General features: G+C 52.0%; 14 protein-coding genes. 4 read left to right on the top strand and 10 right to left on the bottom strand.

Annotated features, from left to right (window positions below; translation table 11 throughout):
* Window positions 1-106 precede the first annotated feature (106 nt).
* Both KO508_RS13280 and KO508_RS13285 read right to left on the bottom strand, forming a co-directional pair.
* Window positions 107-418 carry an AzlD family protein gene (locus KO508_RS13280; protein ID WP_216008776.1) on the bottom strand — a complete coding sequence of 104 codons (312 nt, stop codon included), beginning with the start codon at window positions 416-418 and terminating at the stop codon, window positions 107-109.
* Complete coding sequence (locus KO508_RS13285) at window positions 415-1,152, bottom strand: AzlC family ABC transporter permease (RefSeq protein ID WP_216008777.1); 738 nt, start codon at window positions 1,150-1,152, stop codon at window positions 415-417. Before KO508_RS13285 ends, KO508_RS13280 begins: the two co-directional genes overlap by 4 nt.
* A 428-nt stretch (window positions 1,153-1,580) precedes the next feature.
* Here KO508_RS13285 and KO508_RS13290 point away from each other — a divergent pair, with 428 nt between their 5' ends.
* Together KO508_RS13290 and KO508_RS13295 are read left to right on the top strand one after the other, a co-directional pair.
* Window positions 1,581-2,681 (top strand): Leu/Phe/Val dehydrogenase, encoded by a 1,101-nt coding sequence (locus KO508_RS13290; protein WP_216008870.1) that lies wholly within the window; start codon window positions 1,581-1,583, stop codon window positions 2,679-2,681.
* Window positions 2,682-2,765: 84 nt separating this feature from the next.
* Complete coding sequence (locus tag KO508_RS13295) at window positions 2,766-4,175, top strand: sodium-dependent transporter (protein WP_216008778.1); 1,410 nt, start codon at window positions 2,766-2,768, stop codon at window positions 4,173-4,175.
* Window positions 4,176-4,181: 6 nt separating this feature from the next.
* Here the strand turns inward: KO508_RS13295 and KO508_RS13300 are convergent, their stop codons facing one another.
* The 4 genes from KO508_RS13300 to KO508_RS13315 form a co-directional block, all read right to left on the bottom strand.
* Entirely contained in the window at window positions 4,182-5,084 is a 903-nt protein-coding gene (locus KO508_RS13300; RefSeq protein WP_216008779.1) for an NAD-dependent protein deacetylase, read from the bottom strand.
* Between the two features lie 29 nt (window positions 5,085-5,113).
* The gene (locus tag KO508_RS13305) at window positions 5,114-5,845 is read right to left on the bottom strand and encodes a spermidine synthase (protein WP_216008780.1); all 732 of its coding nucleotides are present in this window, start codon (window positions 5,843-5,845) and stop codon (window positions 5,114-5,116) included.
* Between the two features lie 218 nt (window positions 5,846-6,063).
* On the bottom strand, window positions 6,064-6,642 hold the full coding sequence (locus tag KO508_RS13310) for a DUF1415 domain-containing protein (protein ID WP_216008781.1): 579 nt from the start codon (window positions 6,640-6,642) through the stop codon (window positions 6,064-6,066).
* Between the two features lie 161 nt (window positions 6,643-6,803).
* Window positions 6,804-8,390, bottom strand: a complete 1,587-nt coding sequence (locus tag KO508_RS13315) for an ABC-F family ATPase (RefSeq protein ID WP_216008782.1) — start codon at window positions 8,388-8,390, stop codon at window positions 6,804-6,806.
* 183 nt (window positions 8,391-8,573) lie between these two features.
* Here KO508_RS13315 and KO508_RS13320 point away from each other — a divergent pair, with 183 nt between their 5' ends.
* Window positions 8,574-8,852, top strand: a complete 279-nt coding sequence (locus KO508_RS13320; RefSeq protein ID WP_252738098.1) for a peptidylprolyl isomerase — start codon at window positions 8,574-8,576, stop codon at window positions 8,850-8,852.
* A 79-nt stretch (window positions 8,853-8,931) separates the two neighbouring features.
* On the opposite strand, the gene KO508_RS13325 is transcribed toward KO508_RS13320, so the two are convergent.
* Window positions 8,932-9,750: a DUF2059 domain-containing protein gene (locus KO508_RS13325; RefSeq protein WP_216008783.1), complete on the bottom strand. Its 819-nt coding sequence runs from the start codon at window positions 9,748-9,750 to the stop codon at window positions 8,932-8,934.
* A 167-nt stretch (window positions 9,751-9,917) separates the two neighbouring features.
* On the opposite strand from KO508_RS13325, the gene KO508_RS13330 reads away from it, so the two are divergent.
* Window positions 9,918-10,577 (top strand): lysozyme-like domain containing protein, encoded by a 660-nt coding sequence (locus tag KO508_RS13330; RefSeq protein ID WP_216008784.1) that lies wholly within the window; start codon window positions 9,918-9,920, stop codon window positions 10,575-10,577.
* On the opposite strand, the gene KO508_RS13335 is transcribed toward KO508_RS13330, so the two are convergent.
* From KO508_RS13335 to KO508_RS13345, 3 genes are all read right to left on the bottom strand, one after another.
* Window positions 10,578-11,477 (bottom strand): LysR family transcriptional regulator, encoded by a 900-nt coding sequence (locus KO508_RS13335; protein ID WP_216008785.1) that lies wholly within the window; start codon window positions 11,475-11,477, stop codon window positions 10,578-10,580.
* Between the two features lie 453 nt (window positions 11,478-11,930).
* Window positions 11,931-13,613, bottom strand: coding sequence for an AMP-binding protein (locus KO508_RS13340; protein WP_216008786.1), 1,683 nt, complete (start codon window positions 13,611-13,613; stop codon window positions 11,931-11,933).
* Between the two features lie 398 nt (window positions 13,614-14,011).
* A complete protein-coding gene (locus KO508_RS13345) occupies window positions 14,012-14,440 on the bottom strand; it encodes an Lrp/AsnC family transcriptional regulator (RefSeq protein WP_216008787.1) in 429 nt (142 codons plus the stop codon).
* Window positions 14,441-14,506: the final 66 nt, after the last annotated feature.

Consider the following 14,506-nt stretch of genomic DNA (forward strand, 5'->3'; position numbering starts at 1 on the left):
CTTACCTCAAAGTTCCGCATATACCTACCCAACCTATCGGCTAAGGTAACGTGAACTTGAGCATTTTCTATGCGAGCTATAGCTTCGCAAACTACCGTAACGTCACCTAAAACACATAGCGAACAAGAGCAGCCGCAAGAATACCCGCAGCAATCGCTGGCAGCGGCTTTTTAAGCACAAGCATAACAACCGCAGTAACCAAAAGAGCCGCAAGCGCACCAGCATCACCGCCAAAAGCCATGGGTACGATAATGGCGATAAGTACGGAGCTGGCCATGGTATTGATAAAGCTCTCTATACGAGGGCTTATGCGCACAAAGGACATGATAAACACGCCCCCGAAACGGGTTACCAAAGTTACCAGCGTCATGATCAGTATCAGCAACAAAATGCCCGTTGATGTGGTTTCGATGGTCATGCTGACGCCTCCTTAACAGGCTCGTCATCCGGCTTCTTCTCAAGCCAGAAAAAGCCAACCACGCCGCCAGCAAGGGCTCCGGCAACCACATGGGTATTTGCTGGCAACCACTTCCAAGCTGCCAAAGAAGCCAGTGCAGCAAGTGCCCAAGCAACCAATACGCGAGGGTTTTTCTTGCCGCCTAGCGCCATCGCCAGCAGGAAGCAGCCTAGTACCATATCCATCCCGAGACTTTTCGGATTTTGTAAAAAGCCACCGAAATACACCCCGAGCCAAGTACCAACAATCCATGCCAGCCACAGCACAAGCCCCCCACCAAGAATGACTTCAAGATTACGCCTACCGCTTTGGTATTCCTGAGCAGACACCGCCCAATTAGCATCAGTGAGCAGTAACAGAAGGCCATAACGTTTTGCGGGCGAAACGTCCTTGAGCATGGGGTACAAAGAGGCGCCCATCAGAAGGTGACGGGAGTTGATGGCAAACACTACGACCATAACGGGGATAACAGATACTTCAGCTCCCCACATGTCAATTGCAGCAAACTGCGACGCACCTGCAAATACCAGAGTGCTCATCAACAACGATTCGAGAGGCCCTAGCCCCTGCTGCACAGCCGCAAGACCGAAGGCAGCGCCGAATGCGACCACGAACAGGGATATAGGAAGCATCCGAATAAGTTCGTAACGAACCTTTTCGGGCTGGAACTGATAGGGATATGACGCATTTTTCATCTACGCAAGCTAAGGAAATTTTACCGACACGCGTATCAGTAGTTTCCACATGCGTGAGTTATTGATCTACCAACAAGTTTTGCAAATGCAACTAATATTCAAACAGCGATAACACCGGAGCGAACAGGTTTTACAATTGACCTCTACCGTTACAGCGATTAGTTTACGTCTAGCTCGGCCCCACAAGGGCTACCCCCTTCGGAAACCCCGAGCACCTGAAATCAAAACGCTGGCCAAAAGCCGGACGACAAAAACAACATTGCCAGTGCCGCCGAGATCCGGCCAACTGGAGAGGATTTCAAAATGCTTATATCAGCTCGCCTTCAGGGCGCCTTGTGCAGTGCACAATTGTGCCCGTCTGTTAAAACAAACACCTTTGATTTCCGTAGGATAACGCCCACATGGGCCAAGGAAGAGAGGTGATCCCCATGTCTGTATTCAGCCATCCCGAGTTCGATAACCACGAACACCTGTCGTTTTTCTGCGATCCTGAAACTGGGCTTAAAGCCATTGTTGCCATACACAACACCTCTCGCGGGCCAGCACTTGGCGGTTGCAGAATGTTCCCGTATGCCAGCGATGAAGAAGCCCTGCGCGATGTGCTCCGCCTATCGCGGGGTATGACCTATAAATCCGCACTGGCCAATCTTGATCTTGGCGGGGGCAAGTCGGTCATCATTGGTGACCCGCGCAAGCAAAAAAGCGAAGCTTTGCTGGAAGCGATGGGCAAACATCTGGAAGGGCTCGGAGGTCAGTACATTGCTGCTGAAGATTCCGGTACCAGCGTACCAGACTTAAAAGTGATGGGACGTCACACCAAGCATGTTGCAGGTGTTGTTGAACACACCGGTTTCGATGGCCAACCTAGCAATGGCGACCCCTCCCCCACAACCGCTTACGGCACGTTTGTTGGCCTCAAAGCGGCGGTTAAGCACAAGCTAGGCCGCGAGGACCTCACCGGTTTGAAAGTTGCCATTCAGGGCGTAGGCAACGTGGGCTATCGTTTGGCTCGGCACCTGAGAGAAGCTGGCGCAGAACTTTGGGTGTACGACATCCATCAGGAGAACATGCAACGGGCGATAGATGAGCTTGGCGCCCATGCGGCATCGAGCGAGGACATTCTGTTCCTGCCGGTAGACGTAGTCGCACCTTGCGCTATGGGTGCTGTGCTGAACGACGACAGTATCCCCCGCTTGCAAGCCACGGTTATTGCAGGTGCGGCTAACAACCTCCTGCAACGCTCGGATCACGATCAGGCATTGAAAGACCGAGACATACTCTATGCACCGGATTTTGTGATCAATGCTGGCGGCATTATAGATGTGTTCTACGAGCGTACAGGAGGCTCTCCTGAAGAAGTGCGCGCTCACGTCGAGGGCATTGGTCAAACCCTTGCGGAGATCTTTTCGCGCTCAGACAGCAGCGGTGTTCCAACCGGTTCCGTTGCTAATACGCTTGCTGAAGAACGCTTTCGTAAACGGACAGGCGTAGCTCACGCAGCACATGAGCAGCTTGCCAGCGCGGAGTAATTAAAGACATTTGCTTTGCGGGGCCTTGAGTCATTCAGGACCCCGCGCTTCCAAACAAAAACAAGTATCTAGCAGGAGACAATTATGTCGGAATCAAATGCGCCGATTACAGGGGCAATGGAAGGTTCTAACGCAAACCGAGGGCTTTGGTCCTCACGTTTTGCTTTTATTCTTGCGGCCACTGGCTCTGCCGTTGGCTTAGGTAATATCTGGAAATTCCCCTACGTCACCGGCGAAAATGGCGGCGGCGCTTTTGTCTTGGTTTATCTTCTTTGCATCGCCGCCATTGGCTTGCCCATCATGATGGCCGAAGTGTTGATTGGTCGCCGCGGCGGAAGAAGCCCAGTTAATAGCCTTAGGCAGATTACCCAGCAACAGACTCTCAACCCGTCCTGGCGGTGGGTCGGCGCAATCGGTGTGATCGCTGGCTTCCTGATTCTGTCGTTCTACTCGGTCATTGGTGGTTGGGCAGTCTCTTACGTGGGGACCGCAGCCACAGGGCAATTCACCGGCCAGTCTGCTGATGCTATTGGTACAATTTTCTCTGACCTGCTGGCAGACCCACTTACCTTGTTGATGTGGCACACCTTGTTTATGGCCTTGGTCATGCTCGTGGTGGCAAAGGGCGTTCGGGCCGGGCTTGAGCGTGCCGTCAGCATACTAATGCCAGCTCTATTCCTTTTGCTGCTCGCAGTCGTGGGCTATGCCATGACTACCGGTGAGTTCGGCCGGGCTGTGTCCTTCCTGTTTCAACCGGACTTCTCCAAACTCACTACCGCAGGCGTTCTGGTAGCTCTTGGCCATGCATTCTTCACTCTTAGCCTCGGTATGGCGGTAATGATGGCCTACGGCTCTTACCTGCCCAAAAACGTTTCCATTGCCAAAACATCTATTGCTGTGTGCGTTATCGACACAGGCGTGGCTCTGCTGGCTGGTTTGGCTATTTTCCCAATTGTGTTCGCCAACGGACTTGAGCCGGGTGCTGGCCCGGGCCTAATCTTCCAGACTCTTCCTCTGGCGTTTGGTCAAATGCCAATGGGTAGCCTGTTCGGAACCTTGTTTTTCATACTGTTGATCTTTGCAGCCTGGACATCCGGCATTTCCCTGCTAGAGCCCATTGTTGAGTGGTTGGAAGAACAAAAAGGTATGACCCGCATCACCAGCACCTTGGGTGCAGGCTTTGTATGCTGGGCTCTGGGTATTGCATCGATTCTGTCCCTGAACCTGTGGTCAGGCTTTGCACCTCTGGGATGGATAGGCATGCTTGAGGGTAAAACCATCTTTGATCTTCTGGACTTCTTTACTGCAAATATCATGTTGCCTTTGGGCGGTCTCCTGGTTGCGGTATTTGCTGGTTGGATTATGTCCCGCAAGGCCATGGAGGAAGAGCTTGCGCTCTCGAAGCCCATGTTTAATCTCTGGCTCGTCACCGTGCGTTTCATTACACCAGTGGCTGTGGGAACTGTATTCGTTTACAACCTTGTGGGGGCGTAAGCAAGCCTAAAGCTGATCGAGGGAGGCCTTTAGGGTCTCCCCGATTCTTGCATTCAGTTTCAAGTCCGCTAGATCTTCCGCACGCGTTCTACCCAGATTTAACGTCGCAATCGGCTTACCGAATTCTTTGGCGTACCGGCAAAAACGAAAGCCCGAGAAAACCATTAATGACGAACCAATCACCAGCAAGCCATCACTCGCCTTGAGCGCATCCAGCGCTAAATCTACTCTTTGCTTGGGTACATAGTCCCCGAAGAAGACGACGTCCGGCTTCAGTATTCCTGAGCATTGAGGACAGTCTGCAAGCTTGAAACTAGAGAAATCCACGTTCAAATCCGCGTCCCCATCCGGAGCCGTCTCCGCTTTGTACTTCTGGAAAGCCGGATTAAGATCCGCGCAACGCTCGTGAACGTCGTCCCGACGGCACCTATAACCACAACTCATGCACAACACTTCATCTGCACGACCATGCAGATCACTTACACCTTGAGTGCCGGCTTTTTGATGCAGGCGATCCACATTCTGGGTGACCACCAAACTGGAATGGTTGCGCAATTCCAATTCAGCGATATGGAAGTGGGAGGGGTTGGGCTTTGCATTGCGGATAACAGGCCAGCCGATCAAGCTGCGGCCCCAGTACCGCTGGCGGGTTTCATAATTGTCCATGAATTCCCGGTGTTGAACAGGTTGCTTACGTTTCCAAGCGCCTTCGCCATCACGGTAATCGGGAATGCCAGAATCTGTGCTTACGCCAGCGCCGGTTAGGATCATCAGATTGGGATAGCGGTGAATAAAGTCCGCCAACAGCTCTCCCGCCTGCTCCGGTGCATGCAATACCGGTGGCCTGTCTAGCTTCGGCAGGCGCTGGTTTGAGCTGAAGGGGCGAGTTCGGTGTGTTATCACTGGCATACCGCTCTCCTTTACATTCGCCGGCTGGTTCAGCCCGGTTTGCGGGCCACGTATACGGTGTTGAAAGACTCTCTGTTCTGGAACGGGTTGTAGAAGCTAACCACGTGGCAAGCCACTTCAGTGAAGACTTCCCGCAATACTTCCATGAATACGGAATCTTCGCCTTCATTGGACCACATGGCGAAGATACCACGGGGTTTGAGTTGCCGGGCCATGCGGCTAATGTTCTCGGTGGTGTAGAAGCTGGCGTTGGAGTCGTGCAGTAGAGCGCGGGGCGAGTGATCTATATCAAGCAAAATGGCATCAAATTCTTTGCCGGGTATTTGGGGGTCAAAACCTCCCGTTTCAGGTTCGGCTATGGCAAGGTCGAAGAAGCTGCCGTGAATGTAGCGGCTGCGGGCATCGGCGTTGATGTCTTTACCGAGGGGAACAGATTCTTGCTGGTGCCAGCGGATCACAGGTTCGAGGTATTCAACGATCAGTAGCTCTTCTACCCGTTGGTGTTTGAGTGCGGCAACGGCGGTGTAGCCTAGCCCTAAACCACCAACAACTACGCTGAGGTTGTCGCCTTCGGTTTGGTTCAGCCCGAGATCTGAGAGTGCGACTTCGGCGTCTACGAACATGCTGGACATGAGAAATTCTTCGCCGAGTTTTACTTCGTAGATATCTCGCTCGCCCAGTGCAGGGATGCGCCGGCGCCGCAGTGTGATTTCGCCGATTTCGGAGGGTTGGCTATCTATTTGCTCGAACAGTCGTGCCACTGTGTTGCCTCTTTTTTGTCTGGCTAAAGTCGGGGCTGCATCACATATACACTGTGCAAGCACCTATGGGGGCCCTCTCCCAAAAAACGCTGCGAGTACTTCCGTGTAAGCTTGGCTCCGCCATCCATGGCTCCGCACATTTTTGGGAGAGGGCCCCCATAGGTGCTACGGTCTACTCCCCTGTATTCCTCAACTTGAGTTTATTGAGAGTAGCAACTTTAATAGTTCTTTAATTGCTTCTCAGTTTTCTCTGTCGCCTTCAAACACCCAGCCAGAATATCTCGCATTTTCTCTGCACCAAGTTTATTCATAAGCTCGATATTTCGCGGTGGTATTCCATCTACATCCGGGTGGTTGTCGATCGCCGCCTCCAGACTCGCTTCCCGCAACAGGTGGAGCATCGGGAACGGGGAACGGTTGGTATAGTTCTCAGCAGCATCCGGTGCCGTGTCGGCAAACTGGTAGTCCGGGTGGAAGCTGGCGACCTGGTAGATGCCTTCCATATCCAGATAGGTCAACAACCCGTCCGCAGCGCCTAGAAACTCGTTGTAATCCGGAAAGTCCTGCAGTGCCTGAGGGTGTATCAGGAGGGTGGTTTCGATTTCCGGTTCATCGTCCAAGCGCAGTAGTTCGGTTTGCAGGGCCTGAAGTAGTTCGTCTTCGTTATTGGCCTCTGTTACAACAAACCGAACGCGGTCTTTGACCAGTTCGCGTTTAGCAAATGGGCATAAGTTATAGCCTATAACAACGTCTTCGACCCATTTCCGGGTTGCTGGTATAACGGTTCCTTCGTTCACCTCAAGCTCCTCTTTTGGTTGATCCAAACTGTGCAGTTCAGGTCGGGTAGGCTGGCAGGGCTGTCCAAAAAATGTGCGGAGCCAAGCGTACAAGGACGTATTAACAGCGGTTTTTTGGACAGCCCTGCCAGCCTGCCCAGCCCCAAAGGTATCAGTAAGGCTTAAACATACCCCTGACTACGAAGGTAATCATCATAAGTCCCGCTAAAGTCAGTAATCCCATCAGGCGTAACCTCAATAATCCGAGTCGCCAAGGAAGACACAAACTCCCGATCGTGACTCACGAAAATCAAGGTACCGGGATAGTTCTCCAGTGCCAGATTCAGCGCCTCGATGGACTCCATATCCAAGTGGTTGGTGGGCTCATCCAGCAGCATCACATTAGGCTTTTGCAGAATAAGCTTGCCGAACAGCATACGCCCCTGCTCACCACCAGAAATGACTCGCACCGATTTACCAATGTCATCACCGGAGAACAACATACGCCCAAGAGTACCGCGAACCAGCTGCTCACCGCCGGTAGTCCACTGTGCCATCCACTCCGAAAGCGTATCGTCTGCGGCAAAGTCGTCTGTATGATCCTGAGCGTAGTAGCCAACTTCCGCGCTATCCGTCCATTTAACCTCACCGCTATCTGGCTCATAGGCACCCGCCAAACACTGCAGTAACGTTGTTTTACCAATACCGTTAGGGCCAATCACTGCCACGCGTTCACCGGCTTCAACCTGCAAGTTCAGTTTGTTGAACAGCACATTTCCATCAAAACCCTTCGTCAGATCCCGAACAGTTACCGCTTGGCGATGCAACTTTTTGCCCTGCTCAAACCGGATAAACGGGCTGACCCGACTGGATGGCTTTACTTCATCCAACTGGATCTTGTCGATTTGGCGGGCACGGGAAGTGGCCTGTTTCGCTTTCGAGGCGTTGGCTGAGAAGCGGCTAACAAACTGCTGAAGTTCTGCAATTTGGGCTTTTTTCTTGGCATTGTCCGAGAGCATGCGCTCGCGAGCCTGAGTGGCTGCAGTCATGTACTCATCGTAGTTACCCGGGAACAGCCTTAGCTCGCCGTAATCCAGATCAGCCATGTGGGTGCACACGCTGTTTAGAAAGTGGCGGTCGTGGGAAATGATGATCATGGTGCTGCTGCGGGCCACCAGAATGTTTTCCAACCAACGGATGGTGTTGATATCCAAGTGGTTGGTGGGCTCGTCCAGTAACAATACGTCTGGGTCCGAAAACAGTGCCTGTGCTAGCAGAACTCGCAACTTCCAGCCCGGGGCTAGGTTGCTCATTGGCCCATCATGCTGCTCGAGAGGAATATCCAGCCCCAAAAGCAGTTCACCTGCGCGAGATTCAGCGGTGTAGCCGTCCATCTCGGCAAACTGTACCTCTAGATCTGCCACCGCCATGCCGTCTTCTTCACTCATCTCGGCGAGTGAGTATATGCGGTCACGCTCTTTTTTTACGTTCCACAACTCTTCATGGCCCATGATGACGGTATCCATGACAGAGCAGGTCTCATAGGCAAATTGGTCCTGCCGCAGCTTACCCAAGCGAACGTTCGGCTCCAGCATAACCTGGCCCGCAGACGGCTCCAGGTCGCCACCAAGAATTTTCATCAGGGTGGACTTGCCACAGCCGTTAGCCCCGATCAGGCCATAGCGATTGCCGTTACCGAATTTGGCAGAAACGTTTTCAAACAGGGGTTTAGCCCCGAATTGCATGGTGATATTGGCAGTAGAGATCAAGAAACAAACCTATAGATGTGAGGGCCAGCGCCGCGCTGGCTAAAGAAAGCGGGCATTGTACAGGTTTGCAGTGACAACTGTGAGGCCGGAGAAACACCCATAAAAAGGGCTTGCCTCAGGCGATGGGGACGGGCAGCATTCGTTGTCTGAGGTACACCTACATTTTATTTAAGGACAATTTCCATGACTCAAGCAACCGCACGCCACATTTTGGTAGACAGTGAAGCAAAGTGTGAAGAGCTAAAGAAAGAAATCGAAGGCGGTAAAGACTTTGCTGACGTTGCAAAGCAGCACTCCTCCTGCCCGTCTGGTCGTAACGGTGGCGATCTGGGCTCATTCGGCCCCGGCCAAATGGTTCCAGAGTTCGATAAAGTGGTCTTCAGCGGCGAAATCAATAAGGTTCTCGGGCCGGTAAAGACCCAGTTCGGATATCACCTGCTAGAAATAACTAGCCGCGGCTAAAGGGCTGCCTAGTGTATTGATTGGCTCCTGAATCAATCAGGAGCCAACCTCCACCCAACCAAAACAATCTGAGTATTCCTTACTTTTGTGGGGCGAGGAAGCGCGCCATTTGATTGCCGATGGATTCGATTGGATCGGTAATGGCCTGCTGAATGCTTCCAGTGACACTTTTCGTAAACGCCGACCCAGAGCCACTTTCCAGAAAGTTGATGTACAACTTCATTTCTTGATCGCTGATTTTTTCGTATGTATGCAGATAACTGTCATACACCTGCTGCTCAACAACACCTCGTATAGTGCCGCGCTGGCTCTCGAATTTCTGTTTTAGCTCATCGTAGTTTGCCGAATCTTTGCGAAAAGCAGCCATGGCCGTTGCCAGCCCAAGTTGCACGGCAATGGTAGTATCAACCGCGCTTTCAGTAGCGCGAGCCGCGCGATCGAACCGCGCGAACATCTGCGCACGCCCCGTTCCCTTGTACTTAGTATTCAGTTCCGGAGCCTTGGCTCGCATCTGTTGCCAAACGGCCGGGTCTGAAGCTGCAATTTCCGCCGCCGAGACTTTTCGCGCGACGGGTGTCGCATACCAACCTTCTACAGCTTCAAGCTGCTTACCGGAGAGGTCGCGCTCCAGATTGTTCACAATTTGCTGCTCTATATCCGCCGCACGAAAACTGTTGCTCACAACATACCCTATGGTGTCAGCAACCATTGGCGGCAGCTGCTGGCTACGCTTCAAGCCTTCACGAATGCCTTCACTCATCATCGCGGGGTAGCGATCAACAATATCGTCGATAGGCGATGCAGACAGAACCTGCTGGGCACTGGGTGCAGCCATGGTGGGACCAGCCAAAAACAGACCGGTGACTAAAAGAGGTTTAACTAGGGTACTAAGCTTCATTTCACTATCATCCTGTTTGATGGATGCAGCGTTTATGACACGCGCAGCCTCCCCTGAGCAAGTAATCCATGGGTCCCGGAGATGACAGTTTGGTAGGAAAATTCTGGAGGCCAACACGTCAACGTAAAAGAAAGCGCCAGACTCGCGGCAACCTGTGGCAGTCCCGCATGAAATGGTTTGGGCTTCCGGTTCTGGGTTTGGTTGTCGGTGTCTGGGCCACTCTGCGTTTTAGCTTGCTCGCCCCGGCTCCACCTGTAAACCCGAACGATCTGTGTGACATTTTTCGTGAGCACACCGTTTGGTACGACTACGCAAAAGAGTCTCAGGAACGCTGGGGCACCCCCATTGCCACTCACATGGCATTCGTATATTACGAATCATCGTTCCGAAGCCATGCCCGGCCACCCAGAACGCTACTATGGGGTTTTATACCCTGGTCTCGTCCGACCACTGCCTATGGATATGCACAGGCGCTGGATCCAGCTTGGGGGGAGTACCTTGCAGCCAATGGGGACGGCATTTTTACCGTGCGTACAGACATGGAGTACGCTCTGGATTTCGTAGGCTGGTACAACCATCTTACCAACCGCCAGCTTGGCATTCCTTTCTACAACCCTCGCCAGCTCTATCTTGCGTACCACGAGGGCCGTGGCGGCTACGCTCGCAAAACGTTTGCGCGTAAGCCCGAGGTTACAGCTTTGGCTTCACGGGTTCAGGCTCGCGCCTTCCGTTACGATAACCAGCTCAAATCCTGTGAGCAGGAGTTCCAATGTTGGCGCTGGTACCAGTTCTGGCCATTCTGTAGCGCGAGCCCATCGCCCCAGTAGTCAGGCTATCGGATTAAACTCAATGGCCGCTGCCTGCGCCTTTAGTCGATCAACTAGAAACTCCATCACAATACGAACTCTCGCCATCTGATGCGTGTCTTGGCTTACATGCACCCACAGATCAACACTTTCACCCTCAAGAGGGTCTGACAGGCGGCGCAATTCTTTTGTGCCCTCTCCCAAATAACATGGCAATACCGCAAGACCTGCACCTGATCGTGCCAACGAATGCATGGCATGCAAGCTGTTGCAGCGGATAACGGAGGTGGCATTTTTCAAATGCTTGCGATACCAGCGACCCGTAGCCAGATGACTAAAGGTGTCATCTGGAATTATCCAAAGACACTCCTCGGGCTGGTTTTCAATATCCATATTACGGTGGCGACGGCAATAACTGGCAGAGCCATAAACTGCGGATTCAATCGCCGCTATGCGTTCACCTTCCAGTGTTGCCTGAGGTTTGTTCTCAGGGCGCAGGGTGAGGTCTGCCTCCCTGTGCGTAAGATTGGTGACGTCGTTATCGGTAAGCACTTCTAGCTCAATATCCGGATACTCACGCACCAACTCAGCCAAAACTGATCCGAGCAGTTCACTCATCATCGTGTCTTCAGCCGCCAAACGCACCCTCCCTACCGGGGCCGCATCCTGCCCGACCAGCTTACGCTCGAGATTTTCCATTTCCACGGATAGTTTTTCCGCATTACGGAAAGCGGTTTCCCCCACCGGCGTTAGCTGTAATCCATCTCGGTTGCGCTCAAAAAACTGCACACCCAAAGACTCTTCCATCTGGTCTAGCCGTCGCAAAACCGTAGTTTGATGAACGCCCAGTATCTCTCCGGCTTTAGCGAGCGTTCCACCTATTGCCAGAGCGTGTATATATCGAAGATAATCCCAATCCATAGCTACTGCATATTTGCAACGTGAGTACGGAGTTTAACGTATTTACGCTGCAAAAAAATACCCCTATAATTGACGGTAAATTCGGGTAATCCCATTTTATTCACAGATAACTAGCAACTCACCAGATAAGGAGGAAGTCGCTATGGCACAAAGACATATAGCAACCGTTCAACCGCTACCATCCAGTATCCTCCACAACAGTACTGCGGTGAGAAGCCAGCACACACGTGCGGCTGCAAAGATGGCGGTTCAATTTATGAGCCGTAAGCTACGGTCATTTAATCGGAAGGCTGTAGCTGTAACACCTGATATCACGCAGATGCAAGGCGGACACTGATTCCAGTCGGGCTAACGTAAAGAGCTGCACCTTATAGCGCAGCTCTGAAGCAACTAGTCAAACTGAAAACGCCGGTGGTTCTGATCCCAGAGCCACCGGCGTTTTGCATTGTTACGTTAGAATTCCCACACCACCTTCTTTTTCTCCTCAAACCAAGCATCCATTTTGCGGTTGTATACATCCTCAATCACATTACGCTTGATTTTCATGGTGGGCGTCAGCATGCCGTTCTCCATGGTCCAAGGCTCTTTCACAACAACCACAAACGACACTTTTTCATGGGCTTCGCAGCCTTCGTTCACCGCATCCAATTCGTTTATCAGCTCCTGCTCCAACTCCTCCCGGTTCATTCCTGCTGCAAGCGCATCTCGAACTTCCTCTGATAGAAGCAGCATCAGGCAGGGTTGAGGCTGGTTTGCCCCAGCCACACAGACAGCTTCCACCGATGGATGATTAAACCGGTTTTCAATAGGAACCGGCACAACATATTTACCCTTCGACGTTTTGAACAGGTCTTTTACCCTGCCCGTAATCTTCAAGTAACCATCGGCGGTGATTTCACCCATGTCGCCGGTTTTGAGAAAACCATCGGGGGTAACGTCTTCGCGAGTTTTCTCGTCATCCTGATAGTAGCCCAACATCATGCCAGGGCTCTTCACCAGCAGCTCTCCACCATCGCCTATACGGTGCTCCACCCCAGGGTTTGCCACACCTATATAGCCGATTCTGGTCTGCCCCGGTCGGCTAACGTGGGAGTAACCGAAGTTTTCCGTCATGCCGTAAACCTCCAGCAATTCCAGCCCAAGATCCCGGTACCAGGTAATTATCTCTTCAGACAGCGGCGCAGCCCCTGTTAGAGCGGCCCGGCAATGGTCCAACCCCAGCTGTTTGAGAACCTTCTTTTTAACCACGGATCGAATCAACGGAATATTGAATAACAGTTTTTGCTTTTTGGGCGGCAATTTAGCGTTTATGCCAAGGTAGAATTTCATCCACAGCCGGGGAACCGAGAAGAACAGGGTGGGCCGGGCACGCTGCAAATCCTGCTGGAAGGTATCCAGTGTATTGGCAAAATACAGATGAAAGCCGAAGTACAGGGATTGGGTTTCAACAGCCGCTCGCTCAGCCACGTGGGCCAAAGGCAGATAAGACAGCATGCGATCCTCTGACGAAGCCGTGAACATTTGCTGCAAACCATCCGCAACTGCCATCATCGCGCGAAAACTGTGCATTACCCCTTTGGGGCGACCGGTACTTCCAGAGGTGTAAGCAATGGTGGCCAAGGTATCAGGATCCGGCAGTACCGGCGTTGCGGGTTCGTGCTCGGCAGTGATATCCAGCCATTTGGGCGTATCATCTCGCGGCGACATGGGCAAAGAGATAATGGGTAGATCTGAAGGAATGTGCCCTTTTATATCGTTCCAACCATCCGCGGTTCCGTCGAGCTTCCCTAAAAACAGCAGCTTTGCCTGACTGTGTTCAAGAATATAACCAGCCGCTTCACCATTGAGCGTAGGGTAAAGCGGCACAGAGACATGCCCTGCCGCCCAGATAGCAAGATCCGACAACACCCAGTGCGCGCTGTTTTTGCCCAAAATGGCTATTTTGCTGCGTTCTGGCAGCGCAAGGCTGTTGATATGAGCCGCCATCCGTGACACCTGATCAGCAGCTTGTTTCCAAGTAAGGTCTGCCACAGAGCCATCAGGGTATGGCTGGGTCAGGTATACCTTTTCGGGATTTTTCTCTGCCCAGTAATATAAACAGTGCAAAGATGTCTGCCTGCTGGGATTCACTGCCATAAAAAACTCCTTATTGTTGTTATCGCTGTCGGCACCCGACCAACATCGGAATGTAGATTCATCCTATTTCGTATCTATACGATAATAGAGATATTTTTTGAGACCTCAATGGTATTAAACACCCGCCTCACTGACCAAACCATCCGATTTTCAGCGAGCGACCAGAAGAGGCTGAAAAATTTTTATGTGACATCCATCAAGATTGGTCTAGAGTGAAATTTGCAGCGTATCGAATTCCCTTACTCATAGGAGATCACCATGAGACAATCGACCCGCTCTGTACTAATCTTCCCTGCTTGGGGATTTATTTTGCTTGGATCAGCCGCTTTCTTATACAGTGCCTACGCAGGCATGCTGGGTTCCTGAGACTCTTGCATTAAAACAACATGGGAAAGCGCCTAGCGGCGGAAGCGGGTTTCCAACACCACTGCCGAGTTAGTGCGCTCAACACCTTCAAGATTACCAATCTCATCCAATACAGCACTTAACTCTTCCAAAGACTGTGCCTGCAAAATCGCTATAAGATCGTACTCCCCGCTTACCGAAAACAGCTGTGAAACCTGGCTAATCCCTTCAAGCAGTGAGTTTGTTCGTGCCGTCAGCTTCTGGGCAACCTTTATAGAAACATGCGCCTCAACTTGGTTGGACGAAAAAGCTCCGCCCAATTGAACGGCATAGCCAGCAATTACACCGCTAGCTTCCAGCCGAGCTATCCTGTTTTGCACGGTTGAGCGCGACAGGTGCAGCACCTTGGCTAAGTCCGTAATACTGATTCTGGCATTTTTCCGCAGCAGCATAAGCAGTTTCTGGTCTTTATCGCTGATCATTTTGACAAGCTCTTAGGTTATTTTGACAAAAGCATAGCCCATTACGAGCAAAGTGCATCTGCAAAC

It is taken from the genome of Marinobacter salexigens (genome assembly GCF_018860765.1).
GTDB lineage: Bacteria > Pseudomonadota > Gammaproteobacteria > Pseudomonadales > Oleiphilaceae > Marinobacter > Marinobacter salexigens_A.